Origin of the sequence: Amycolatopsis sp. NPDC059235 (genome assembly GCF_042754125.1) — a bacterium.
Lineage (GTDB): Bacteria > Actinomycetota > Actinomycetes > Mycobacteriales > Pseudonocardiaceae > Amycolatopsis > Amycolatopsis albidoflava.
In genome coordinates, this window is the sequence record NZ_JBHZAG010000040.1 from 52575 (window position 1) to 78447 (window position 25873).

The 25873-nt window shown below is 68.7% G+C and carries 20 protein-coding genes; 13 read left to right on the forward strand and 7 right to left on the reverse strand.

The annotated features are described in order from the left end of the window. Positions 1-68: 68 nt before the first annotated feature. Genes ACFXI3_RS24935 through ACFXI3_RS24945 form a run of 3 tightly spaced genes read right to left on the reverse strand, consistent with a single transcriptional unit; the run spans position 69 to position 5270 of the window. The gene (locus tag ACFXI3_RS24935; RefSeq protein ID WP_378402515.1) at positions 69-2207 is read right to left on the reverse strand and encodes an acetate--CoA ligase family protein; all 2139 of its coding nucleotides are present in this window, start codon (positions 2205-2207) and stop codon (positions 69-71) included. A gap of 2 nt (positions 2208-2209) precedes the next feature. Next, complete coding sequence (gene frc, locus ACFXI3_RS24940) at positions 2210-3439, reverse strand: formyl-CoA transferase (protein WP_378402517.1); 1230 nt, start codon at positions 3437-3439, stop codon at positions 2210-2212. A gap of 16 nt (positions 3440-3455) precedes the next feature. Beyond that, positions 3456-5270 carry a thiamine pyrophosphate-binding protein gene (locus ACFXI3_RS24945; RefSeq protein WP_378402519.1) on the reverse strand — a complete coding sequence of 605 codons (1815 nt, stop codon included), beginning with the start codon at positions 5268-5270 and terminating at the stop codon, positions 3456-3458. Positions 5271-6351: 1081 nt separating this feature from the next. Between ACFXI3_RS24945 and sucC the strand changes: the two genes are divergently transcribed. From sucC to ACFXI3_RS24960, 3 genes are all read left to right on the forward strand, one after another. Next, a complete protein-coding gene (gene sucC / locus ACFXI3_RS24950) occupies positions 6352-7512 on the forward strand; it encodes an ADP-forming succinate--CoA ligase subunit beta (RefSeq protein ID WP_378402521.1) in 1161 nt (386 codons plus the stop codon). Between the two features lie 3 nt (positions 7513-7515). Continuing rightward, positions 7516-8400 carry a succinate--CoA ligase subunit alpha gene (sucD, locus tag ACFXI3_RS24955; protein ID WP_378402523.1) on the forward strand — a complete coding sequence of 295 codons (885 nt, stop codon included), beginning with the start codon at positions 7516-7518 and terminating at the stop codon, positions 8398-8400. A 62-nt stretch (positions 8401-8462) separates the two neighbouring features. Next, positions 8463-9317: a LysR family transcriptional regulator gene (locus ACFXI3_RS24960; protein WP_378402525.1), complete on the forward strand. Its 855-nt coding sequence runs from the start codon at positions 8463-8465 to the stop codon at positions 9315-9317. 471 nt (positions 9318-9788) lie between these two features. On the opposite strand, the gene ACFXI3_RS24965 is transcribed toward ACFXI3_RS24960, so the two are convergent. Continuing rightward, positions 9789-10430 (reverse strand): GntR family transcriptional regulator, encoded by a 642-nt coding sequence (locus ACFXI3_RS24965; RefSeq protein WP_378402527.1) that lies wholly within the window; start codon positions 10428-10430, stop codon positions 9789-9791. Between the two features lie 94 nt (positions 10431-10524). On the opposite strand from ACFXI3_RS24965, the gene ACFXI3_RS24970 reads away from it, so the two are divergent. Then, positions 10525-13860 carry a molybdopterin-dependent oxidoreductase gene (locus tag ACFXI3_RS24970; protein ID WP_378402529.1) on the forward strand — a complete coding sequence of 1112 codons (3336 nt, stop codon included), beginning with the start codon at positions 10525-10527 and terminating at the stop codon, positions 13858-13860. A 73-nt stretch (positions 13861-13933) separates the two neighbouring features. Then, complete coding sequence (gene gdhA, locus ACFXI3_RS24975; RefSeq protein WP_344275656.1) at positions 13934-15277, forward strand: NADP-specific glutamate dehydrogenase; 1344 nt, start codon at positions 13934-13936, stop codon at positions 15275-15277. Between the two features lie 641 nt (positions 15278-15918). On the opposite strand, the gene ACFXI3_RS24980 is transcribed toward gdhA, so the two are convergent. Continuing rightward, positions 15919-16140, reverse strand: coding sequence for a hypothetical protein (locus tag ACFXI3_RS24980; RefSeq protein ID WP_378402531.1), 222 nt, complete (start codon positions 16138-16140; stop codon positions 15919-15921). Between the two features lie 227 nt (positions 16141-16367). Between ACFXI3_RS24980 and ACFXI3_RS24985 the strand changes: the two genes are divergently transcribed. From ACFXI3_RS24985 to ACFXI3_RS25000, 4 genes are all read left to right on the forward strand, one after another. Further along, positions 16368-17252, forward strand: coding sequence for a DUF6597 domain-containing transcriptional factor (locus ACFXI3_RS24985; RefSeq protein ID WP_378402533.1), 885 nt, complete (start codon positions 16368-16370; stop codon positions 17250-17252). A 441-nt stretch (positions 17253-17693) separates the two neighbouring features. Beyond that, on the forward strand, positions 17694-18926 hold the full coding sequence (locus tag ACFXI3_RS24990; RefSeq protein WP_378402535.1) for an FAD-binding oxidoreductase: 1233 nt from the start codon (positions 17694-17696) through the stop codon (positions 18924-18926). A 19-nt stretch (positions 18927-18945) separates the two neighbouring features. Next, positions 18946-19548: a dihydrofolate reductase family protein gene (locus ACFXI3_RS24995; RefSeq protein WP_378402537.1), complete on the forward strand. Its 603-nt coding sequence runs from the start codon at positions 18946-18948 to the stop codon at positions 19546-19548. Positions 19549-19562: 14 nt separating this feature from the next. Beyond that, a complete protein-coding gene (locus ACFXI3_RS25000; protein WP_344275670.1) occupies positions 19563-19943 on the forward strand; it encodes a PPOX class F420-dependent oxidoreductase in 381 nt (126 codons plus the stop codon). Here ACFXI3_RS25000 and ACFXI3_RS25005 read toward each other — a convergent pair whose 3' ends face one another. Continuing rightward, positions 19944-20756, reverse strand: a complete 813-nt coding sequence (locus ACFXI3_RS25005; protein ID WP_378402539.1) for an SDR family NAD(P)-dependent oxidoreductase — start codon at positions 20754-20756, stop codon at positions 19944-19946. Positions 20757-20846: 90 nt separating this feature from the next. On the opposite strand from ACFXI3_RS25005, the gene ACFXI3_RS25010 reads away from it, so the two are divergent. Further along, positions 20847-21407: a TetR/AcrR family transcriptional regulator gene (locus ACFXI3_RS25010; RefSeq protein WP_378402541.1), complete on the forward strand. Its 561-nt coding sequence runs from the start codon at positions 20847-20849 to the stop codon at positions 21405-21407. Here the strand turns inward: ACFXI3_RS25010 and ACFXI3_RS25015 are convergent, their stop codons facing one another. Then, complete coding sequence (locus ACFXI3_RS25015; RefSeq protein ID WP_378402543.1) at positions 21408-22331, reverse strand: LysR family transcriptional regulator; 924 nt, start codon at positions 22329-22331, stop codon at positions 21408-21410. Between the two features lie 83 nt (positions 22332-22414). On the opposite strand from ACFXI3_RS25015, the gene ACFXI3_RS25020 reads away from it, so the two are divergent. The 3 genes from ACFXI3_RS25020 to ACFXI3_RS25030 are packed head-to-tail and all read left to right on the forward strand — an operon-like array spanning position 22415 to position 25792. Next, positions 22415-23122: a succinate dehydrogenase cytochrome b subunit gene (locus ACFXI3_RS25020; protein WP_344275681.1), complete on the forward strand. Its 708-nt coding sequence runs from the start codon at positions 22415-22417 to the stop codon at positions 23120-23122. A gap of 1 nt (position 23123) precedes the next feature. Next, entirely contained in the window at positions 23124-25052 is a 1929-nt protein-coding gene (locus ACFXI3_RS25025) for a fumarate reductase/succinate dehydrogenase flavoprotein subunit (protein WP_378402545.1), read from the forward strand. Then, positions 25049-25792: a succinate dehydrogenase/fumarate reductase iron-sulfur subunit gene (locus tag ACFXI3_RS25030; RefSeq protein WP_344275688.1), complete on the forward strand. Its 744-nt coding sequence runs from the start codon at positions 25049-25051 to the stop codon at positions 25790-25792. The genes ACFXI3_RS25025 and ACFXI3_RS25030 overlap by 4 nt, the downstream gene beginning before the upstream one ends. Positions 25793-25873 lie beyond the last annotated feature (81 nt).

Here is a 25873-nt window from a genome sequence, read left to right on the forward strand (position 1 = left end):
CCTTCCTCGCCGCACTCCGCTGACCAGCGGTTAGGTGTCGGGCAACGTACGCCTCCCTCCGGACTTGATCAAGGCAGCAGCCCCGCCGAACGCGCCCAGCGGTACTTCGCGCCGAGCACCGCGACCGGCTTTTCGGTCGTGTAGGGATAAGCGACGACGCCGTGTGCGTACAGGTGCTCGCTGGCCTGCTCGACCTCGACATCCCCGGACAGCGAGGCCACCACCGGCTTGTGGATTCCTTTCCGCCGGAACTCCTCCACGACGTCCACGACCAGCTCCGCGAACACCATCGGCGGCGTGACGATCGTGTGCCAGTAACCGAGAACCAACGAGTGAATACGATCGTCGGAAAGGCCGAGCGCGATGGTGTTCCGGTAGGTCGAGGGCGGTTCGCCGCCGGTGATGTCCACCGGGTTGCCGGCCGCGCCGAACGGCGGGATGTATTCGCGGAACGCGGCGTCGAGGTCGGTCGGGATCTGCATCAGCGTGAGCCCGTTGTCCACACAGGCGTCCGACAGCAGCACCCCGGAACCGCCCGCGCCGGTGATGATCACGACGTTTTCGCCCTTCGGCGTGGGCAGTTTCGGCACGCCTCGCGCGTATTCGAGCAGGTCGTTGAGCCCGGGCGCGCGAATGACGCCGCTCTGGCGCAGGATGTCGTCGTAGACCCGGTCATTTCCGGCTAGTGCACCGGTGTGCGACCCGGCCGCTTTCGCGCCTTCCGACGTGCGCCCGGCTTTCAGCACCACCACTGGTTTCTTCGCGGACACCCGTTTCGCGGTTTCGGCGAACGCGCGACCGTCCTTGAGATCTTCCAGATGCATGGCGACGAGTTCTGTGTTGTCGTCATGCTCGAAGAACGTGAGAAGATCGTCTTCGTCGATGTCTGCCTTGTTTCCGACGCCGACAATCGCCGACACACCCATTCCCGCCGACCGGCTGAAGCCCAGAATCGCCATCCCGATCCCGCCGCTCTGCGACGACAGCGCCACGCCGCCCTTGACGTCATACGGAGTGCAGAACGTCGCCGACAGGTTCTCCGGCGTGTAGTAATAGCCGTAGATGTTCGGGCCGAGAATCCGCACTCCGTGCTTGCGCGCGATGGCCAGCACTTCGTTCTGCAGTTCGATGTTTCCCGTCTCGCCGAAGCCCGACGGGATCAGGATCGCCCCGGCCACGCCCTTCGCGCCCACCTCTTCCAGCGCCGCCGGCACGAACTTGGCCGGGATGGCGAAGACCGCGACATCCACGTCGCCGGGCACGTCCGCGATGCTCGGATACGCCTTGCGGTCGAGGATTTCCGCGGCCTTCGGATTGATCGGATAGATCTCGCCCGCGTACCCGCCGTTGACGAGATTCTTCATCACCGAATTGCCGATCTTGCCGTCCTCGGCGGACGCGCCGATCACCGCGACCGCGGCCGGCTTCATGATCCGGTTCATCGCGGTCAGGATTTCGTCCTGGCTGAACCGCACCGGCTCCGCGGCCGCCGCCGGATCGACGAGGATCCGCACGTCCACCGCAGTCGCCCCGTCGCCGGTGGCGAGCACCGGGTTGAGGTCGACCTCGGCCAGCTGCGGGAAGTCGGTGACCAGCTGCGACAGCCGTCGCACAATATCCGCCAGCGCCGCCTTGTCCACCGCTTCGCCGCCTCGTACTCCATTCAGGACTTCAGCCGCGGCGATTCCGTCCACCATGGACAGCGCCTCGTCGGTGCTCGTGGGTGCCAGGCGGAAAGTGATGTCCTTCAACACCTCGACCAGAACTCCGCCGAGTCCAAACGCGACAATCTTGCCAAAGCTCGGATCGGTGACCGCACCGATGATCACCTCCTGCCCGCTGGTCAGCATCTGCTGCACCTGGACGCCGGCGAGGCGCGCCGACGCGTCGTAAGCCTTGGCATTAGACAGAATGGCGGCGAAACCGTCCTCGACTTCCTGCTCGGTGCGGAGCCCGACGAGCACACCGCCAGCCTCGGTTTTGTGCAGGATGTCGGGCGACACGATCTTCAGCACCACCGGCAGGCCGATTTCCGTCGCCTGCGCCACCGCTTCCTCCGCCGACGTGGCGAGCCGTTCCTGTGGCGTCGGAATCCCGTACGCCTCGCAGATCGCGCGTCCCTCCGGCGCGGTCAGCGCGGACCGGCCTTCCTCGGCTGCTCGGGCCAGGATCTCCTCGACCGCCGCGCGGTCCATTTCCGTGGTCATCCTCAGATCACGCCCGCCGTCCGAAGGTGCTCGACGTCCGCCGTGCTGTAGCCGAGTTCGCCGAGCACTTCGTCGTTGTGTTCGCCCAGCAACGGAGAACGCTCGACGTCCACCGGCGAGTCCGACAGCTTCAACGGGCAGCCGACCGTCTTGAACGCCCCGCGCTCCGGATGCGGCACCTCGACCACCGACCCCAGCTCGGCCAGGGTCTCGTCCTCGATCAGCTCCTTAGTGGACAGAATCGGTCCACAAGGGATGTTGCGGGCGTTGAGCAGCTCCATCACTTCCCATTTGGTGCGCTGCTCGGTCCATTCCTCGACCATCGCGAACACCTTGTCCAGTTTGGACAGCCGCGCCTCGGGAGTGGCCCAGTCCGGGTCCTCGGTGAGCTCCGGCCGTCCGATCAGCTCGGTCAGCGGAGCCCAGCCGACCGGCTGGACGATGACGTAGATGTAGTCGTTGGGCCCGCCCGGCGCGCAGCGCACCGCCCAGCCCGGCTGGCCGCCGCCCGACGCGTTGCCCGAACGCGGCACCTCGTCGCCGAACCGCTCGTTGGGGTACTCCCCCAGCGCCCGGTGCGCGAGCCGCTGCTGGTCGCGCAGCTTGACCCGGCACAGGTTGAGCACCGCGTCCTGCATCGCCACTTGCACCCGCTGCCCGCGTCCGGTGCTCGTGCGCTGGTACAACGCCGCGAGAATCGCCGCGACCAGGTGGATGCCCGTGCCCGAATCGCCGATCTGCGCACCGGTGGCGGTCGGCGGCCCCTGTTCGAAGCCGGTCGTGCTCATCGAGCCGCCCATCGCCTGCGCGATCACCTCGTAGGCCTTGAAATTCGCGTACCTGCCGGGCCCGAACCCTTTGATGGACGCGTAAATCAGCCGCTCGTTGATCTCGTGCAGCTTCTCCCAGGAGAACCCGAAGCGGTCCACCACGCCAGGCCCGAAGTTCTCCACCAGAACGTCCACTGAGGACACCAGCTTGGTGAAGACTTCCTTGCCCTGTTCGCTTTTCATGTTCAGCGTGATGCTGCGCTTGTTCGCGTTCAGCATCGTGAAGTACAGACTGTCCACTCCTGGCAGATCGCGCAGCTGGCCCCGAGTGATGTCGCCGCGGCCGGGGGTTTCGAGCTTCACGACGTCCGCGCCGAGCCAGGCGAGGATCTGGGTCGACGACGGTCCTGATTGGACATGGGTCATGTCGAGGACGCGGACGCCCTCCAGTGCCTTTCCCATCTTCGGCTCCTCCCGACTACTTGTACATCGTCTGGTTCATGGTTCCGGGGGCGTAGGCGTCCGGGTCGACCCAGACGTTGATCAGCGACGGCTTGCCGGATTCCCGCGCGCGGCGCAGCGCCGGGGCGATGTCCGCCGGGTCGCGGACCTCCTCGCCGTAGCCGCCGAGCATCCGGGCGAACTGGTCGTAGGGGACGTCGCCGAGGGTGTTGCCGATGCGTTCGCGCGCGAGGCCGTATTTCTGCGCCTGGCCGTAGCGGATCTGGTTCATCGACGAGTTGTTCCCGACGATTCCGACGAACGGGAGATCGAACCGCACCAGCGTCTCGAAGTCCCAGCCGGTGAGGGAAAACGCGCCGTCGCCGAAAAGCGCGACGACTTCCTGATCCGGACGCGCGTGCTTCGCGGCCATCACGAACGGAATGCCGACCCCGAGTGTCCCCAGTGGACCGGGATCCATCCAGTGCCCAGGCGCCTTCGGCTGCACGACCTGCCCGGAGAACGTGACGATGTCGCCGCCGTCGCCGATGTAGATCGAGTCCTCGGTCAGGAATTCGTTGATCTCGTGCACCAACCGGTACGGATGGATCGGATTCGCGTCGGAATGCTGCTGCGGCAACCGCTTCTGCTTGGCTTTCTCCTCGACCGCACGCAACTCTTCCAGCCACGGCTTGCGCCCGACCGCCCCATTGTCCACGCGGCCCGACGCAGCATCCGCGACGGCGGCGAGGATCTGTCCGGCGTCTCCGACAATGCCGAGATCGATGTCGCGATTCTTGCCGACCGTACGGTAGTCGAGGTCGATCTGCACCACCTTCGCGTCGGGAGAAAGCCTTTTGCCGTAACCCATCCGGAAGTCGAACGGCGTGCCGACAATGACGATCACGTCGGCGTTGTCGAACGCGTAACGGCGAGACAACTGGAAGTGGTGCGGATCGCCCGGCGGCAGCGTTCCCCGACCGGCGCCGTTCATGTACGCCGGGATGTTCAATGTGCGCACGAGTTCCGTCGCGGGCTCGGTGGCGCGAGTCGTCCAGACCTGGCTGCCGAGCAGAATCGCCGGTTTCTTGGCGTGCACCAACAGATCCGCGAGCTTCTCGACGTCCGCCGGATCGCCCGCATTCCGGGTGGAAGCGCGATAACGGCCGGACTCCGGAATCCTCGCGTTCTCCAACGGCACCCTGGCGTCGAGAACGTCGCGCGGAATCTCCAAAAAGGACGGTCCGGGCGCGCCCGCGAAGGCCTCCCGGAACGCCATCGACACCAGGTCGGCGGCCCGTGAGGTGTGCGGGACGGTAGCGGCGAACTTGGTGATCGGGCTCATCATGTCCACGTGCGGGAGGTCCTGCAGCGAGCCCATTTTGTGCTGGCTCAACGCACCTTGGCCGCCGATCAGCAGCATCGGGCTCTCCGCGCGCAACGCGTTCGCGACGCCCGTGACCGCGTCGGTCGTCCCCGGGCCTGCCGTGACCACCGCACAGCCGGGACGCCCGGTGATGCGCGCGTACCCGTCGGCCGCGTGCGCCGCGACCTGCTCGTGCCGGACGTCGATGACGCTGATGCCCTCGTCCACACAGCCGTCGTAGATGTCGATGATGTGGCCGCCGCAGAGGGTGAAGATGGTGTCGACACCTTCGGCTTTCAGGGCTTTCGCGACCAGGTGCCCGCCGGAGATCGTGGCTGCCGCCTCACGGTCGCCATTGGCAGTGGTGGCCTTGGACTGCCCTGTGGTCGCGCCGGTGTTCTTCTCTCCGGGCTCCCGGCCGGTTCGCCCGCTGGGGTTCTCGCCGGTGTGCTGGCCTGCTTGCCGGCCGGTCGTGGTTGGCGACATGCGCAACTCCTCCTGTCCCGCGCCGGACCTCTCTGATCCGCGCGCTCGTCCCGGTCTGCTCGTGCCCTCTCCGCGGCCCGCCGGATCTGTCGCCGCAGGTCAGCGGCTCGTCGCCGGAAGACTGTAGATTGCATACCGTATGAGGTAGGCATTAGACTTACTCTTCGAGCCGCCCGCTGTCCAGGGGCATCCGCAGGTTTGTCCGACTGGCTTGCGGGCCGCTTCGCCCCGGGTTCCGGAGGGAGGTTCGCGAGCTGATTCGCCGGGTTGATCTGCCGCATCGAAGGCGGCGGCAGTTCTCGTTCGTCGGATCGGTTTGGGCCGCTGAACGTGGCGGCAGTTCGGCTCGCCAGGTCGACCTTGCCTGCCGAACGTGGCGGCGGTTCGGCTCGTCAGATCGATCTGTCCTGTCGAACGCGGAGGCAGCTCAGCTCGTCAGATCGATCTGCCCGGCTGAACATGGCGGCGGACTTGCGGACGCGTCCACCGCACCGGAGCGCATCGGCGCTGAGTGGTGCGGATCGGGCGCGTCGTCGGGTCCGCCGCACCGGAGCGCGTAGGTGCTCAGTGGTGCGGATCGGACGCGTCGACGGGTCCGCACCGGAGCGCGTCGGCACCGAGCGGTGCGAACCAGGCGCGTCGACGACGCCTGCCGCACGGAGGGACGTCCACCTCAAGCGGTTCGGATCGGACGCGTCGACAGGGATTCGGCTGGGATCCGCCTCCTCCGGGCGGATGCCAGAGCTGCACGGGATCCGCATCCGGCCAACCTGGCCGGATGTCGGGGGGTCGGCCAGGCCGAGACCTGCCGGGTCCATCCCGGACAACCGGGCCTAGGCCGGAACTCCCGACCAGACCCGCCCGGGCAATCAGCCGGGCCACAACTTCAACCCACAAGCGAACCGTCCACCCTCACCCGCCACCAGCACCGGCCACCCGCCACCAGCACCCGCCTCTGGCACCGGCCAGGCGCCTCTGGCACCAGCCTCGGCAAGACAGCTCCACCGATCTGGCCGACAAGCAGCCCCAACCCACCACCTCACCAACCCCCTGCTCCCCCGCCCGCAAGGAAGGAATCCCGATGGACCTCTTGGAACACCAAGCGCGCGACCTCTTCGCCGCGCACGGCGTGCCAGTCCCCCGCGGCCAGGTCGCCGCCACGCCCGCGGAAGCGCGGGCGGCGGCCGTCGAGATCGGCGGGCCGGTGGTCGTCAAGGCGCAGGTCAAGACCGGCGGCCGGGGCAAGGCGGGCGGGGTGAAGCTCGCGGCCCGGCCGGACGACGCCGAGCGGATCGCCGGCGAGATCCTCGGCATGGACATCAAAGGCCACCGCGTGCATCGCGTCCTCGTGACCGAGGCGAGCGATATCGCCGACGAGTACTACGTTTCCTACCTCCTCGACCGCGCCGACCGGACCTTTCTCGCGATGGCGTCCGCGGCCGGCGGCATGGATATCGAGGAGGTCGCCGCGACCCGGCCCGAAGCACTGATCAAGGTGCCGATCGACCTCCGCGTCGGGGTCGATCTGGTGAAGGCGCGCAGGATCGCGGCGGCGGCGCGGCTTCCGGTCGAAGCGGCGAGCGTCCTGGTTCGGCTGTGGGACGTGTTCACCTCCGAGGACGCCACGCTCGTCGAGGTGAATCCGCTTGCCCGTACGCGCGGCGGAGAAATCGTCGCGCTCGACGGGAAGGTCACGCTGGACGACAACGCCGCGTTCCGGCATCCCGGGCATCAGGTGTTCGCGGACGCGGAACTCGGGGATCCGCTTGAGCAGCAGGCGGCCGAGCACGGACTCAATTACGTCAAGCTCGACGGCGACATCGGCGTGATCGGCAATGGCGCCGGGCTCGTGATGTCCACTCTGGATGTAGTGGCTGCCGCGGCACAGGAGGCCGGGGCGGTCGGGCCGGCGAATTTCCTCGACATCGGCGGCGGGGCGTCCGCGGAAGTGATGTCGGCTGGGCTCGGAGTGATTCTCGGGGATCCGGCGGTGCGCAGTGTGTTCGTGAACGTCTTCGGCGGGATCACGGCGTGCGACGCGGTCGCGGACGGCATCGTGAAAGCGTTGGCGCTGCTGGGCGATCGCGCGACGAAACCGTTGGTGGTCCGGCTCGACGGGAACAATGTCGCCGAGGGCAGGCGGATCCTCGCCGAGGCGGCGCATCCGCTGGTGACGGTGGTCGCGACGATGGACGACGCCGCACGCGAAGCGGCCAAGCTCGCGACTGTGACGGAGGGCTGACCGATGGCGATTTTCCTGGACGGCACCAGCCGGGTCGTCGTTTCCGGCATCACCGGTTCGGAGGGCGCCAAGCACACCCGCCGGATGTTGGCCGCGGGCACGAACGTCGTGGGCGGAGTGAATCCGCGCAAGGCCGGGCAGACCGTTTCCCTTGCCGGGCATGAACTGCCGGTGTTCGGCGGCGTCGCCGAGACGATGGCGGAGACCGGTGCGGATGTAGTGGTCTTGTTCGTGCCGCCGCCGTTCGTGAAGGACGCGGTGCTCGAGGCGATCGAAGCCGGCATCGGTCTCGCGGTGGTGATCACCGAGGGCGTGCCAGTGCACGATTCCGCCGCGTTCTGGGCGCACGCGCGCGACAGCCGCACCCGGATCGTCGGGCCGAACTGTCCTGGCCTGATCTCCCCCGGGCTGTCGAACGCCGGGATCATCCCCGCCGACATCACCGGTCCCGGACGGATCGGGCTGGTGTCGAAATCCGGGACGCTCACCTACCAGCTCATGCACGAACTCCGCGACATCGGCTTTTCCAGCTGCATCGGCATCGGCGGCGACCCGGTCGTCGGCACGACGCACATCGACGCGGTCGAGGCGTTCGAGAAGGACCCGGACACCGACGTGATCGTGCTGATCGGCGAAATCGGCGGCGACGCGGAGGAGCGCGCGGCGGCTTACGTGCGAGAGAACGTGCGGAAGCCGGTCGTCGGGTACGTCGCCGGGTTCACCGCGCCGGAAGGCAAAACCATGGGGCACGCGGGAGCGATCGTGTCGGGGTCGTCCGGGACCGCCGCGGCGAAGAAGGCGGCGCTCGAAGCGGCTGGAATCCGGGTCGGGCGCACGCCGAGCGAGACGGCGCGGCTGGTTCGCGAGGTGCTTGCCGAAACCAGCTGAGGCCGAAAGAGGCGGCACAGGCGTAGTACTACACCCGGAGTGGTTCGGATCCAGGAGGACCGATGGACCTGCGGCAGCTGGAAACCGTCGTGGCAGTGGCCGAGGAGGGCGGGTTCACAGCGGCCGCGCGGCGGTTGCACACGGTGCAGTCGACTGTGTCCACTGTGGTCCGTGCGCTCGAACGCGATCTCGGCGCCGAGCTGTTCGAGCGCACCACTCACCGGGTCGCGCTTACGCCTGCGGGCAAAGCGTTTCTCCCGGCCGCGCGAGCCGCGCTGGAGGCGGCGAGCCAGGCTCGGGCGACTGTCGACCGGGCGCGCTGGCAAGTCACCGGGGAGGTCCGGATCGGGGTCATGCCCGGGGCGTGGCCCGAACCGCATCGGGCGCTGAGCGCGTTGCGCCGCGACCATCCCGGAGTGCGCGTGCTGGTGCGGACCGCGCCGCCGCACCAGCTGCGCGAGGCGGTCGTGACATCCACTGTGGACATAGTGGTCGCGGTCGCCGGCTGCGCCCCGAGCGAGGGCCTGGTGAGCCGTCCGGTCTGGAAGGAGGAGATGGTGCTGGTCACCGCGGCGGGCGACAGGGCCGCCGATCGCCCGGTGTCGGCCGCCGAAGCGGCCAGTACCGCGGTGGTGGATTTCGCGCCGGGATGGGCGATCCGGGAGGCTACCGACCGGACGTTCCAGTCGGCGCGAGTGCGGCGGACCGTCGTGCACGAGGTCACCGACGCTCCCGCCGCGGCCGAACTGGTGCGGCACGATCTCGGCGGTTGCGTGCTGCCGATGTCGGTCGCCGCGCAGTTCCCGGACCTGACCGGCCGCCGGTTCGCCCGCGGCGGTCCGGCGTGGAACATCATGGCTACGCACGCCGGTGACCCGCGCCCGGCGGTGGCGGCGGTGTTGCGGCATCTGACCTGACCGCACCCGCGGCGGGCCCGGCATCGAATATCACGATGATCCGCACGGCGGGCCGGCGACAAGCTGTGGTGCGGCATCTGGCCAGACGCGGTCCGCCTACGGCTGCCCTATCCGGGACATCACCGCCGCGCACGCTGGCGATCCCGTGACGAGCAAGCGATGTTGCCGCACCCGACCGGACCAGTTTCATCCGCAACGAACCGACGTCCCGACGACGGACCGACCTCCAACACATCGTGGCACCCCACGCTGGCGACCCGGTCCCGCCCCGAGGCCGCGGCTTCGCGGCATCCGCCCACGACCGCACGCCGCCTCGCTCGCAAACACCGGGTCACACTCGGAAGTTCCTACTGCCAATCGTCCAGACCAGGACCCACCGATCAGCGATTCGCCCCCCCACAGCCCGACGCAGCAAAACCCTCGCTCAACCGAACGACACCCGATCGCCCTGCCACCACACCAAACCCCAGCTCAGCCCGAAGCCCAATCCGCCCGGATGTGCTTCAGATGCGTCCGCACCTGCCCCTCCAACCGGCCCCAATCCCGAGCCGCCACGGTCGCCAGCATCTCCCGGTGCTCCCGCGCCGAATCCGCCAACCGGCCATGCTCGGCGAGTTTTTCCAAGCCGTACAGGCGCGTCTGGTCGCGCAGGTTCGCGATGGCGTCGGTCAGCCGCCCGTTCCCCGCCAGGGACAGCAGGTCCAGGTGGAATCGGCGATCTGCCTCCAGGAATCGCGCGACATCGCCCTCCCCGGCCGCGGTCTCGATCTCGGCGGCCAGGCCGTCCAGGCGCGCGAGGTCGTCGGGGCCGGCGGCCGCGGCGGCGGACAGCGTCGCCGGGACCTCGAGCAGCAGTCGCATTTCGTAGATTTCGTCCAGGTCTCGTTCGGTCATCGCGACGACCCGGTAGCCGCGGTTGCGGACCGGTTCCAGGAGACCCTGGTTGACCAGCGTCAGCAACGCCTCGCGCACCGGGCTGCTCGACACGCCCAGGCGCGTCGCGAGCGCGGCCGCCGAATAGATGTCGCCGGGGCGCAGGTCGCCGGACACCATCGCCTGCCGCACGACTTCGAGCACTTGTTCGCGCAGGTTGGTGCGCTGCAGCTGCGTCACGGGAGCACTCCTCCGCTCTCGCGGGCTTGACTTCGCCCGCTTCCGTCCCGCATCGTACAGGAGTAACCGGTAGCCGGTTACTAAGGAGTAACTCATGCCTGAGGTTCGCGGTTACTGCACGTTGTGCCGGTCGCGCTGCGGCGCGGTCTACACAGTCGAGAACGGAACGCTGCGCGGCGTCCGGCCGGATCCCGCGCATCCGACCGGGGCCGCGTTGTGCCCGAAGGGCCGCGCGGCGCCCGAATTGGTCTACTCCCCCGAACGACTGCGCCGGCCGTTGCGTCGCACCACGCCGAAGTCCGACCCGGATCCGAAGTGGCGCGAGATCAGCTGGGACGAAGCGCTTTCCGAGATCGCGGCGCGGCTCGGCGACATCCGCGCGGTCAGCGGGGCGGAGGCGGTCGCGTTTTCGGTCACCTCCCCCAGCGGCACGCCGATGTCCGACTCGATCGACTGGGTCGAGCGGTTCATCCGGCTTTTCGGCAGCCCCAACACGCTGTACTCGACCGAGATTTGCAACTGGCACAAGGATTACGCGCACGCGTTCACGTTCGGTTCGGGACTGCCCGCCCCGGATTACGCGGGGACGGAATTCGCGGTGTTGTGGGGGCATAATCCGGCCAAAGCGTGGCTTGCGCAATCTGCGGCATTGGCCGGGGCGCGGACGCCGAAGCTGGCGGTTGTCGATCCGCGGCGGACTGCGAGCGCGGTGCAGGCCGAGCATTGGCTCCGGGTCCGGCCAGGCACCGACGGTGCGCTCGCGCTCGGGGTCGCTCGGGCGTTGCTCGAGCGTCGTGGACACGACGAAGCGTTCGTGCGGTCGTGGACTAACGCTCCGCTGCTGGTCCGAGTCGACAATGGACGGTTTTTGCGGGCGTCGGAAATTGACCCCGCCGGGGCCGGATTCGCAGTATGGGACGAAGCGGCTGGCCAAGCTGAGCCGTACGACACGGATTATCCGGCGACCGGACCGGAAGGGTTCGCGTTGCACGGAAAACGTCGCGTGCGCACGTTGAATGGTTCCGTTGAGTGCATTCCCGCGTTCGAGTATTACGAGCAGGCCTGTGCCGCGTGGCCGCTCGACCGGACCGAGGCGGTGACGACTGTCGAGGGCGCGGCGATCGAAGCTTTCGCGGCGGACCTTGCCGAGGCGAAATCCGTCACCTACGCGGCATGGTCGGGGGTCGGTCAGCACGCGAACGCGACGCAGACCGAGCGTGCGATCGCCACTCTCTACGCGCTCACCGGCAGTTATGACACCCCCGGCGGCAACGTTGTCCTGCCGAAGCTGCCGGTCGCGCCGGTCACGTCGCCGGATCAGCTCGCACCCGAGCAGCGTGCGAAAGCCCTTGGCCTTCAGGAGTTTCCGCTCGGGCCACCCGCGCAGGGATGGGTGACCGCGCGCGACTTTTGCCGGGCGGTTCTCGACGAGAAGCCTTATCCGGTACGGGCTTTGGTGTCATTCGGCGGAAATCTTCTGCTGTCTCAACCAGATCCAAAACGTACTGCGGAAGCGTTGCGGCGCTTGGAATTCGCGGTGCATCTTGATTTGTTCGAGAATCCGACCGCGCGGTTCGCCGATCTTTTGCTGCCGGTTCAGACGCCGTGGGAGCATGAGGCCGTCAAGGCGGGTTTCGAAATCACCCAGGCGGCACAGGAACACGTGCAGTTGCGGCCGCGGATGGCTGATCCGATCGGTGAGTCGCGTTCGGACACTGAGGTCGTGTTCGAACTGGCCGAGCGACTCGGGCTCGGCGCGGAGTTCTTCGACGGCCGCATCGAGGACGGCTGGGATCACCAACTCGCCCCGCTCGGCCTCACTGCCGCACAATTGCGCGAGCGGCCGGGCGGCGTTGATCTGCCGTTGCGAACTGAGTTTCGCAAGTATGCCCAGTGCGCGGAAAATGGTGCGGCGACAGGGTTTGCGACGCCGACCCGGCGGGTCGAGCTGTATTCCGAGCGGCTCGCCGAGCATGGCCAGCCCGCGGTCCCGGACGCGGAACCGCCCACGCCGGATCCGCGGCACCCGCTGGTGCTGACGTGCGCGAAGAACGGGTATTTCTGCCACAGCCAGCATCGCGGGATTTCGTCGCTGCGCAAGCGTTCCCCGGAACCGGCCGTCGATCTGAGCGCCGAACTCGCGGCGGAGCGCGGGATCGAGGACGGGCAGTGGGTCCGCATCACGACCGCTTCCGCGGACGTCCGGATGCGGGCGCGGATCGATCCCGCGCTGCATCGCGACGTGGTCGTGGCGGAGTACGGCTGGTGGCAACCCGCTCCTGACCTCGCGCTGCCCGGTTCGGACCCGCTCGAGGACGGCGGGACCAACTACAACCTGCTCGTCGGCGACGACGCCCATGACCCGGTCAGCGGATCGGTTCCGTTGCGCTCGACGTTCTGCGACGTCCGGCCGGACGAGTCGCGGCCGTGGACCGGGCAGCGGGAGTTCGTGGTCGAGGGCGCGGAGTTCGAGACCGAGGACATCCGGTCGGTGCGCCTCGAACCGGTCGACGGGCGGCCGGTGCCGGGGTTCCGCGCCGGGCAGCACATCACGGTCGCCTGGCCGGACGCACCTGGGCTGACCCGCAGTTATTCGCTCACTGGGGCCGCGCAAGCGCCGGACGGCGGGTACGCGATCGCGGTACGGCGGGTGTCGGGCGGGAAGTTCTCGCCCGCGGTGCACGACCGCGTTCAGCCGGGGACTCGGTTGCTGGTCACGGCTCCGTCCGGCGGGTTCGCGGTGCCGACTGTCCATTCGCGACCCATCGTGCTGCTCGCCGCCGGGATCGGGATCACGCCGTTCCTGAGCTATCTGGAGACGCTCGACCCGGCGTCGGCACCGGAGATCGTGCTGCACCACGGCAGCCGCGACCGGTCTCGGCACGCGTTTCGCGAGCGCATCGCCGCGCTGGCCGGCGGTCTGCCGACGGTCCAGATCTTGGACCACTACAGCCGTCCTGGTCCGGACGAGCCCTGCGATTTCACCGGCCGGATCACCGCTGACCGCGTCGACGCCGACCTGATCCGGCGGCGGGCCCGGTTCTACTTGTGCGGTCCCGGAATCATGCTGGACGAGGTGACCGCCGGCCTGGTGGAGCGAGGCGTGCCGCGCTTCGACATTTTCACCGAGAAGTTCCACGCCGCGCTCGCGCCGGTCCAGATCCCGGACGGCGCCAAGGCCACTGTGCGGTTCGCGCGGTCCGGCCGCGAGCTGACCTGGCGAGCCGGCGACGGGGATCTGCTGCGGTTCGCCGAGGCGTCCGGCGTCGCGCTGCCCAGCGGATGCCGGCTCGGACAGTGCGAAAGCTGTGCGGTGCCGGTGCTCGACGGAAGCGTCGCGCACCTGGTCGCCGTCGCCGACGATCTGCCCGCTGACCAGTGCCTTGCCTGCCAGGCGGTACCCACTACCGATGTAGTGCTCGATGCGTGAGCCTGGTCACCCCCTAACCTCGCAAACCCCGTCGGGGGTGCGAAATCCGGCACTCGGACGGCATCATCGGCGGATGGCACTCGACAGGACATCGCGCGAAGTGTACGAGGAGATCGTCCGGAAGAACCCGGCCGAGCCGGAGTTCCACCAGGCCGTCTTCGAAGTGCTCGAAGCGATCCGGCCCGCGCTGCGGCGGGATCCGGGCCTGCGCGACGCCGCGATGCTGGAGCGGCTGTGCGAGCCCGAGCGGCAGGTGATGTTCCGGGTGGTCTGGACCGACGACGCGGGCGCGGTGCACGTCAACCGCGGCTTCCGGGTCGGGTTCAGCTCGGCGCTCGGGCCGTACAAGGGCGGGCTGCGCTTCCGCGGCGACGTCACGCTCGGGACGGTCAAGTTCCTCGCCTTCGAGCAGATCTTCAAGAACGCGCTCACCGGCCTCGGCATCGGCGCGGGCAAGGGCGGGTCCGACTTCGACCCGGCCGGCCGCAGCGACGGCGAGATCATGCGGTTCTGCCAGGCGTTCATGACCGAACTGGTCCGGCACATCGGCCCGGACACCGATGTCCCGGCCGGCGACATCGGCGTCGGCGGGCGCGAGATCGGCTATCTGTTCGGCCAGTACAAGCGGCTCACCAACCGCTACGACGCGGGCACGATCACCGGCAAGAACCCGCTGCTGGGCGGCATTCCGGCGCGTCCGGAGGCCACCGGATACGGGACGGTGTACTTCCTCGAGGCGATGCTCGGCGCGCGCGACGACTCGTTCTCCGGCCGCACCGCGGTGGTGTCCGGTTCGGGCAACGTCGCCTACCACGCGATCGCGAAACTCCAGGAACTCGGCGCGCGGCCGATCGTGTGCTCGGATTCCGGCGGGTACGTCCACGATCCGCGCGGGATCGACCTGGAAGTGCTGCACGACTTGAAGGTCGCGCGGCGCGGGCGGCTCTCGGAGTACGTGGATCACGTGCCGTCGGCGAAGTACGTCACGGACGGCACGCCGTGGGATGTGCCATGCGACCTCGCGCTTCCGTGCGCGACGCAGAACGAGCTGGACGAGCAGTCCGCGTTGCGGCTGGTGAAGAACAACGTCCGCGCGGTCGCCGAGGGGGCGAACATGCCGTGCACGCCCGGTTCACTGCAGATCTTCCGCGAGGCCGGGGTCGCGGTCGGCCCAGGAAAGGCCGCGAACGCGGGCGGGGTCGCGGTGTCGGCGCTGGAGATGCAGCAGAACGCGGCGCGCGAGCGGTGGACGTTCGAGCGCACGGACCGGACGCTGCGGGAGATCATGACCGACATCCACCGGACGTGCCTCGAAACCGCCGACGAGCACGGGGTCGCCGGGGACTACGTGAGCGGGGCGAACATCGCGGGGTTCCGGAAGGTCGTCGCGGCGATGGATGTTTGCGGGTACATCTGAGGCGCGTCTACGGTCTTCGTTCGGCAGAATTTTGTATGCAGTATTTAGTCGCTGGTGTGCCGGTCGGCTGAATGGTGCCTGTGGTTCACAGTTCACGGTTCACGGTTCGCGGTTCACAGTGGACAGGATTCTCTGCGGTCTGGGCTTCGGGACGGTCGCGTGAAAGGGGCTAAGACGAAGCCGGAGCTTGCTCCAAAGACAGTGTCAGTGCCGTAGTCGGTGTCGGCGCAGTAGTCGGTGGCAGTGGTGCGGTCGGTGTCGGTGTCGGCGTCAGTGCTGTAGTCGGCGGCAGGGGCAGTGCTACCGGCGGTATCGGTGTCGTGCAGCAGCTAGTGTCGATGCCCAGTGTCGATGCAGGTGCCCGGTACCGATGCCGATGCAGTGCCCCGGTGCTGGTGCAGGCACCCGACCCCAATGCCGGGTGCCGATGCAAGTGCCCGGGCCGTCTCCGGGACGGTCGCGGTGCCGTGACGATGCTTGCACGGTTGCTCCGGGACTCGGACCTTCCCGGCGCAGCAACGGGACAGCCGCCGGGCCGGTGCTGGGGCCGTCGCGCCCGTTGCCTGGTTCGCCGGTCGGCCGAAACCCGGGCCAACGCCGTCGTTTGCTCGAGCGTCAGGGCGAGAGCGCCGGGCAGGCGGTTACCGCGCGGAGGAGAAAGTCACCACGACATAAAGGAAAACCAGCAGCCCGGCGACTCCGAAAACAGCGGCGACCGCACTGCGCACCCAGGTGACCAGGCCGGTGGCGGTGCGCTGCCGGTAGCTGTTGAAGCGCGCGTGGGTCTGGCTGGCTCTGTCCAGCAGCCCTCCCACGAAAAGACCCGCGCCCAGGACAAGCACAATGATGAGCAACGTCGGCATGACCGGGCGCCTCCTTCGGTAGCACGGTGTTTCCCGGCTTCAGACAGCGAGAATCCCGGGGCGGGACGCCTGGCGACTACGGGAGAAGGTCTTCCGGTCCAGGGACTTGTGACCCGGTGCCTGCGGGCGAACGACCACCGTGGCGACACTTTTCCGAACTGCATTCTCACCGGGAAAAGCATTTCCGGGCAAAGAGAAGGGGCCGCCGACCCTCGCAGGTGCTTGACGTGCGCCCGGCGGAACGCTTCGGTACGGGGATGAACGCGTATGTGGAGCGTCCGCCGGTGCCGGGGCTGGCGGGAGTCGTGCGCACGGTGTGGATCCAGCGCACCGGCGACGCGCCGTACGTGCAGCGGCATCTGCCGACCGGCGGCGTCGAGATCCACTTCCCGGTCGGTGGGCGACCGCGGTTGCTCGGGCCGTTGACCGGGCCGCGGATCGAGGTCATTCCGGCGCGGACGACCGTCGTCGGCGTGCGGTTCCGGCCGGGGGCCGCGCCTCCGTTGCCCGCCGGGCTCGACGAACTGGCCGACCAGCATCTCGGCCTGGCCGAGTTGTGGGGCCGGACCGCGGATCGGCTCGTCGAGGCAGTCGCGCTCGCCGCGACGCCCAAGCTCGGACTGGCCGCGCTGCAGGCGCACCTCGTGCGGGAATTCCGCCGGGCCGGCGGGCTCGACCCGCTGGTCGGGGAAGCGGTGCAGGTGCTGATGCCGTGGGACCCGGTCGGCGTCGACGCGGTCGCCGCGCACCTCGCGCTCTCCGCGAGCCAACTGCGCAGGCGGTGCCTGCAGGCAGTCGGGATGAGTCCGAAGGTGCTGCAGCGGACGTTGCGGTTCCAGGGATTCCTCGCGCTGGCCCAGGCAGGCGCCATCGCGAGCGGCCGGCGGGGCGCGGACGGGATGGCGAGCCTCGCGGTCGACGCCGGTTATGCCGACCAGGCTCATCTCAGCCGCGAATGCCTGAGGCTGACCGGGGTCACGCCGAGGCAGCTGCTCGGGGGCGATCTTGACCGGTGCGCTTGCGGGCATGATCATTCCGCTTCGTACGCGCCGTTTCTCGCCACCCGGAGGCATTCTTCGGTGCGGGGCGGGGTTTCCGCGCGGTGGGGATGAGTGCCGAGGGGACTCCACGGGATGACGCGGCTCCCAGGGCTTCTCGGCTTGGCCGGTCCGGGGCGTGGACACGCGCGACCCGCCACCCGCACATATTGGCCGGTGCGGGACGGTATCTCCACGCGGCAGGAATGAGACCCCATCAGACGACGCGGTTGTCGAGGCTTCTCCCCCTGACCTACCCGGGCACGCGGGGCACGATCAACCCGCCATCCCTCGCCAACCGGACGTGTTCGCCGCAGCGGGGCGGTATCTCCGTGCGGGTGGCAATGAGTCCCGATGGGACTCCAGCGCACCACGCGGTCTCAAAACCTCCCCCGGCCCAGCCCGCCGCGCTTCGCAGGCGGCCATTCCCGAAGCCGTTCGCCAGTCCAGGCGTGAGCATCTCCCGTGCGCGTTTTGTTCAAGAACCGCCCCCTGGAACTCCGTAGCGTCGCCTCCGTGATCGACCTGACCGCGCTCGACGTCCTCTCCCCCGGTTCGCCGGGGTACGGAGCCAGTCCGAAACCGGGGCTGGTCGTTCGCTGTCATTCCGTCTCGGATGTCGTTCAGGTCATGGCCTACGCGGCCGAGACCGGCAGACGCGTCGTGCCGCGCGGTGGGGGCCATTGTTTCGTGGACCGGTGCCCGGCCGGCGGGATCGTGGCGGATCTGTCCGGGATGGACCGGATCGAGGTGGACGACGGTGGCGTGGCGACGATCGGCGCCGGGGCTCGGCTGGGTGCGGTTTACCCGGCGTTGCACGAGTCCGGCCGGACGATTCCGGCCGGGTGCGGTGACACCGTGGGCATCGCGGGGCTGACGCTCGGCGGCGGGATCGGGCTCCTCGGCCGCCAGTACGGGCTGAGCTGCGATCGGCTCGTCGGCGCGCAGGTGGTGCTCGCGGACCGGAGCGTCGTGGAGTGCGGCGAGGACCGGGAAGCTGACCTGTTCTGGGCATTGCGGGGTGCGGGCGGCGGGCAGTTCGGCATCGTGACGGAGTTGCGGTTCGCGACGGTGCCGGAGCCGTCGGTCTGCCGGATCGAGGGGACCTGGGAAGAGCAGGAGGGCCTCGTCAAGGCCTGGCAGGACTGGGCGCCCGGAGCACCCGACGGGCTGACGGTGAACCTCACTGTCCAAGCCGGACGCGCGACGCTCTTCGGGGTCTCCACCCTCCCGCCGCGGGCGACCCGGGAGTGGCTCAGGGAGTTCACCGCACGGGCCGGTGTTCTGTATGCAATAGACATCCGACTGGATGTTCCCTACAGCATGGTGAAGCCGACATTCAGCACGCTGGACTCGGCCGCGGCGAGCCGGGTCCGGTCGGAGTTCTTCGCGGGGGCGATGTCGGAGGGCACTACAGGGGAACTGCTCAAGGGGCTGACCGGCAACCGGCGGCTGGCGTTCACGGCGATGGGCGGGGCGTACAACCGGGTCGCGGAGGACGAGACCGCGTTTGCGCATCGGGGTGAGCGGTTTTTGCTGGAGCAGGTCAGCGAGCCGGGCGATCCGTGGGTGGACCAGGCGTGGAGGACGGCGCACGCGGAAGGGTCCGGCCGGGTTTATCCGAACTTTCCCGATCTCGCGCTCGAGGATCCGGTCCGGGCCTATCACGCCGGCAACTACGACAGGCTCGCCGCGCTCAAGAAAAGCTTCGACCCGCATCGGGTTTTCGACTTTCCCCAGGCACTGTAAGCGACTATTAAGGATCGTCATGACCAAAGTGTTCAGCGCCCTCTCCGTCTCGGTCGACGGCTACATCAGCGGCCGCCTCCCGGAAGGGGCCGACGAGGTCGGGAGCGGGCTCGGCGACGCGGGAGCGCTGTTCGACTGGTACTTCACCGGCGACACGGCCAGCAAAGTCCTCGACGGGTTCGCCCTGTCCGAGCCCAGTGCGCGGGTCTTCGACAAGCTCGCCGACCGCGTGGGGGCGTCGGTGGTCGGGCACACGACCTACGACCATTCAAGCCACTTCGGCGGTAGTGGTCCGCATCCGACCGCTCCGTTGTTCGTGGTCAGCCACCAGCCGGTGCCGGAGCTCAGCGCGGCGCAGACCCAGGCGACTAGCGTCGAAGAGGCTGTAGCCGGCGCGCGGGCGGTGGCGGGAGACAAGGACGTCGCACTCATGGGCGGGGTTCTGGTCACCGAGGCGATCAGGGCCGGATTGGTCGACGAGTTCGTCCTCCACCAGATCCCGATCCTGCTCGGCGGCGGGCGGAGCTTCTTCGGGGAACTCCCCGAGCACGTCCGGCTCAGGCTGGTCGAAGCCGTCCCGGCACCCGGCGTCACCCATCTTCACTACGAAATTCTCCGCTGAAAGGAACCAAGACCATGCTCAACCCCGATGTCCGCCGCATCCTCGACGGCACTCCGATCGCCCACCTCGCCACCGTGCTCCCGGACGGATCGCCGCACGTCGTCCCGGTGTGGATCGGCACGCACGGCGACCGGATCGTCTTCCTCACCGGTCCGGACAGCCGCAAGGCCCGCAACCTCCGCCGCGACCCCCGCGTGGCGATTTCCCTTACCCCGCCGGACAATCCGTTCGAGCCGGTCACCATCCGCGGCCGGGTGGCCGAATGGATCGAGGGCGACCCGGCGTGGGAGATCGTCGACGCGGTGGCCAAGAAATACATCGGGCAGCCGTACACGCGCGAGCAGGTACGCGTGGTCGGCCTGATCGAACCGGAGCGGCAGTCGGTGGGGATGTAGTCAGAAAGCGACCGAAGCGGCCAGTTCCCGTTGCGACTCAAGGCAGTTCAGCCGTTCGGTGAGTGCATTGTGGACGGCGTCGTAGGTGTCCGAACCGAGGGAAAGGCGCAGCGGCGGGTTCGGCTGGAGGGTGGTCTCGTACAGCAGCGCGGCGATCTTGGCCGGGTCGCCGGAAAGGGCGCTGTCGTCGAGGGATTCGAGGTAGCGGCGGGTCCGGCCGACAGCGTTGTCGCGATAAGGAGCCGTTTCGGCGGTGTACTGCAGCGCGGACGCGAAGCCGGTCCGGGTCCCGCCGAGCTGCGCCACGGTCAGGTGGATGCCGTACTCGGCGACCTCCCGGCTGACGCTCTCGGTGTACCCCTCCAATCCCCATTTGCCCGCGTGGTACGCGCTGTGCGTCGGCGAGCCGAGCTGACCGCCCATGCTGGAGATCTGGATGATCCGCCCGCCGCCTCGCTCGCGCATCGGGCCGAGGAACGCGCGGGTGATCAGGATCGGGGCGAGCAGCAGCACCTCGATCTGGTCGCGGATCTGCTCGGGCGTCATCTCCTCCGCCGCGCCCACGACGGCATAGCCCGCGTTGTTCACGACCACGTCGACCGGCCGCCGCCGAACCGTCCGCTCGATCACCGCGGAAACGTCGGCCGGACGCGTGAGGTCGAGCCGTTCGACAGTGAGGTGCGGCGAAGCGGGCAGCGCGTCCGGACGCCGGACTGTCGCGGTGACGTGCTCGCCGCGGCGAAGTGCCTCTTCGACCAGCCGACGGCCCAAGCCGCCGGAAGCGCCGGTGACGAACCAATGCCGTGCGGACATGGCGCGACCTCTCCAAAGTAAGGTTAATCGGAATGTGTTCCGCTTAGACTATCCGGAACGCGTTCCGGTTAGCAACCTCGGAGGGACCCGATGGCCGACGCCCCGCGCCGCACCCGGCGAGACGCGCTCGAGAACCGTGCCCGGCTCCTGGAGGTCGCCGCACAGGCCTTCGCCGAACAGGGCCTCGCGGCGGCGCCGGCCGCGATCGCCAAGCAGGCTGGGGTCGGCGTCGGCACGCTCTACCGGCACTTCCCGACCCGTGAAGCGCTGATCGACGCCGCCTACCGACACCACCTCGCGGGAGTCTGCGAGCAGGCGGCAGCCCTCCTGACACAGCACCCAGCCGCGGAAGCAATGCGCGAGTGGCTAACGCATTTCCTCGCGTACGTCAGCGCGAAGCACGGGATGTCCGAAGCACTCAACGCGGTCATCGCGTCCGGCGTCGATCCTTATTCGGACAGCCGGAAGCTGCTCCTCGATGCCGTCGGCGACCTGCTCGCAGCAGGAGCGGACGACGGGACGCTCCGGTCCGACGTGCCCGCCGAGGACGTCCTGCTCCTGATCGGCGGTATCGCGTATTCCGCGCAGCACTGCGAAAAACCGCAAGCGCAGCGGCTGATCGACCTGGTGTTGGACTCCCTGACTCGCTGATCACCCGCCGACCAGCGGACGCGTGCCGGGCGGCAATTGGGCGACGCCGCCGCCCAGGTACCGCACCACCGCCTCCTGCAGCGCCCGCACGGCGCGCGGCTGCTCGACATCCCGCCGGTACGCCAGCCGCACCACCCGGCTCAGCCCGGGTTCGGTGAACCGCGTGCGGCGGAACCGGTCCCCGACCACGGTGCTCGGCACCACCGCCAAGCCCAGCCCGGCCTGGACCAGCTCCAGCACCGCGTCCATTTCGCCGCCTTCGATCGCGAAGAGCGGGTCGAATCCCTCAGCGCGACACGCGGCCACGGTCGCCTCGCGCAGGTCGTAGCCCTGCCGGAACATCACCAGCGGCCGGTCCCGCAGCGCGCCGATCGGCATCCGGCCGCGCACCGGGGCGGGCGCGTCCTTCGGCGAGATCACCACGAGGTCTTCGACGAACAGCGCCCGGCTCTCCAAACGGGAATCGTCGTGGACGCGGCTGTCCACGATCATCGCGAGGTCCAGCCCGCCTTCCGACAGCGCGGTCTGGAGATCCCGCGACCCGCTTTCGTGCAGCACCAGCTCGATGCCCGGGTAGTCCCGGCGGAACGCGGCGAGCATCGCGGGAAGCAGACCGGTGCACAGGCTCGGGGTCGCGCCGAGCCGTACCCGGCCGCGGCCCAGTTCGTCCAGCTCGCGGATCGCCCGGTACGCGGTCTCCGTCTCGGCGAGGATCCGGCGCGCGATCGGCAGCAGCGTCTCCCCCGCCTCGGTGAGCGTCACATTCCCGCGGATCCGGTGGAACAGCCCCGCGCCGACGTCCCGTTCCAGCGCGCGGATCTGCTGCGACAGTGAGGGCTGCGCCACACGCATGCGTTCGGCGGCGCGGGTGAAATGCCGCGTCTCGGCCACTGCCAGGAAGTACGCCAGCTGTTGGAACTGCACGAGCACCATCATAGGCGTTACCTCTGGTGTCAAGAGAAATCATGTGTTTGCCCTCTCGTCGGCGCCGACTTACCGTCGGTTCCGTGGCACTCGCACCCGCTCCGCCCCGCCGTCGCCCGGCGCTCGTAACGTTCTGGCGTTCGACCATCGGCAAGAAGGCCGTCATGGCCGTCACCGGGCTGATGTTCGTCGCGTTCCTGTTCGTGCACATGGCCGGGAACCTGAAGGTTTTCCTGGGACCACAGCATTTCGACGATTACGCGGCCTGGCTGCGCACCATCGGCGAACCGGTGCTGCAGAACGCCTGGTACCTCTCGATCCAGCGGACCGTGCTCCTGATCGCACTGGTGCTGCACGTGGTCGCTGCGGTGCAACTGTCCAAACGGGACCGTCAAGCGCGCCCGGTGAAGTACGCGCACGGCCAGCGGCGCAAGGCCAGCTTCGCGACGCACACCATGCGCTGGGGCGGCGCGACGCTCGCGCTCTACATCGTGTGGCACATCCTGGACCTCACGGTCGGCGTGGCCAACCAGGACTTCCGCGACGGCCAGCCGTACCACAACATCGTCGCGGACTTCCAGGTCTGGTGGGTCAACCTGATCTACATCGTCGCGCTGCTGATGCTCGGCCTGCACATCAACCACGGCTTCTGGAGCGCGGCGCAGACCCTGGGGATCACCAGCAAGACGCGAGACCGGGCGTTGAAAACCGTGGGCTCCGTGCTCGCCGTCGTGATCACCGGCGGCTTCCTGATCGTGCCGATCGCCGTGATGGCGGGATGGGTGGCCTGACATGAGCGACTACACGCTCGGCGAGCCGATCGCCGACACCCGGGCGCCGGAAGGCCCGATCGAGGACCGCTGGGACAGCCGCCGCTTCGGCGCGAAGCTGGTCAACCCGGCCAACCGGCGGCGGCACCGGATCATCGTGGTCGGCACCGGTCTCGCCGGCGCGTCCGCCGGGGCGACTCTCGCCGAACAGGGCTACCACGTCGTCCAGTTCTGCTTCCAGGACTCGCCGCGGCGCGCGCACTCGGTGGCCGCGCAGGGCGGCATCAACGCGGCGAAGAATTACCGCAACGACGGCGATTCGGTCTACCGGCTCTTCTACGACACGGTGAAGGGCGGCGACTTCCGGTCCCGGGAGTCCAATGTGTACCGGCTGGCGCAGGTGTCGACGCAGATCATCGACCAGGCGGTGGCGCAGGGCGTGCCGTTCGCCCGGGAGTACGGCGGGCTGCTCGACACCCGCTCGTTCGGCGGCGTGCAGGTGCAGCGCACGTTCTATGCGCGCGGCCAGACCGGACAGCAGTTGCTGCTCGGCGCCTACCAGGCGCTGGCGCGGCAGATCAACGCCGGCGGCGTGGAAATGCATCCGCGGACGGAGATGCTGGACCTGATCGTGTCCGACGGCAAGGCACGCGGGATCGTCGCGCGGGACCTGGTGACCGGCGAGGTGACCACGCATCTCGCGGACGCCGTCGTGCTCGCGACCGGCGGTTACGGCAACGTCTTTTACCTGTCCACCAACGCGAAGGGCTCCAACACCACCGCGATCTGGCGGGCGCACAAGCGCGGCGCGTACTTCGCGAACCCGTGCTTCACGCAGATCCACCCGACCTGCATCCCGCGGTCCGGCGAGCATCAGTCGAAGCTGACGCTGATGAGCGAATCGCTGCGCAACGACGGCCGGATCTGGGTCCCGAAGCAACCTCGCGACCCGCGTCCTCCCCAAGAGATCCCGGAGGCCGAGCGGGATTACTACCTCGAGCGGATGTACCCGAGCTTCGGCAACCTGGTGCCGCGCGACATCGCCTCGCGGGCGGCGAAGAACGTCTGCGACGCCGGATTCGGCGTCGGTCCCGGCGGGCTCGGCGTGTACCTGGACTTCGCGGACGCGATCGAACGGATGGGCCGTCCGGCGGTGGAAGCCAAGTACGGCAACCTTTTCGACATGTACGAGCGGATCACCGCGGAAAACCCATACCAGGTCCCGATGCGGATCTACCCGGCGATCCACTACACGATGGGCGGTCTGTGGGTCGACTACGACCTGCAGAGCACCGTGCCCGGCCTGTTCGTGATCGGCGAGGCCAACTTCTCCGACCACGGCGCGAACCGGCTCGGCGCGTCCGCGCTGATGCAGGGCCTCGCCGACGGCTACTTCGTGCTCCCGGCCACTCTCAACGACTACATCGCCCAAGGCAGTTTCCCCGCGCTGGACCCGGCCGATCCGGCTGTCGCCCAAGCGGAAACCGCCGTGCGCGACCGGCTCGAACGGCTGCTGTCGGTGCGCGGCACTCGCAGCGTGGACTCGTTCCACCGCGAACTGGGCCACCTGATGTGGGACCACTGCGGGATGTCCCGCTCCGCCGAGGGCCTGCGGAAAGCGCTCGACCGGATTCCCGAGCTGCGGGCGGAATTCTGGCGCGACGTCCGCGTCCCCGGCACCGGCGAGGAGCTGAACCAGGAACTGGAGAAGGCCGGTCGCGTGGCCGACTTCCTCGAACTCGCCGAACTGCTGCTGCTCGACGCCCTGGTGCGCGAGGAATCCTGCGGCGGCCATTTCCGCGAGGAACACCAGACCGCAGACGGCGAGGCCCAGCGCGACGACGAGCGGTTCTCCTTTGTCTCAGCCTGGGAGTACGGCGAGAAGCCGGTGCTGCACCAGGAAATCCTGAACTTCGAGCACGTCCACCCCACCCAGCGGAGCTACACGTGAAACTCACCCTGCGGGTCTGGCGCCAGTCCGGCCCGGACGACGACGGCAGGCTCGTCGAGTACCCGGTCGACGACGCCAGCCCGGACATGTCGTTTTTGGAGCTGCTCGACGTCCTCAACCAGCACCTCATCGAGGACGGCGCGCAGCCGATCGCGTTCGACCACGACTGCCGCGAGGGCATCTGCGGCTCGTGCGGCGTGGTGATCAACGGCCGGGCGCACGGCCCCGAACGCACCACGACCTGCCAGCTGCACCTGCGGTCCTTCCGGGACGGCGACGTGCTGGACGTGGAACCGTGGCGCGCCAAGGGTTTCCCGGTGATCAAGGACTTGGTGGTGGACCGCTCGGCGTTCGACCGGATCATCGAGGCGGGCGGCTACGTCACCGCCCCGACCGGCAGTGCGCCCGAAGCGCACGCGACGCCGGTTCCCAAGCCGGACGCGGACCTCGCCTTCGACAACGCGACCTGCATCGGCTGCGGCGCCTGCGTGGCGGCCTGCCCGAACGGGTCGGCGATGCTGTTCACCTCGGCGAAGGTGGCGCACCTGAACTCGCTCCCGCAGGGTCAGCCGGAACGCGCCCAGCGGGTGCTCGACATGGTGGAAACCATGGACGCGGCGGACTTCGGCGGCTGCACGAACACCGGCGAATGCGTCGCCTCGTGTCCCAAGGGCATTCCGCTGACGAGCATCGCGAACCTCAACCGGGAGTTCATGAAAGCCAGCCGCTCGCGGCGGTAGCCGAGAAGTCCGTGAGGGGAACCCTGAGGGACTCTGATTAACACACAGGTAACCCCCCCCCCCAACGGGGGGGTGTTTTAA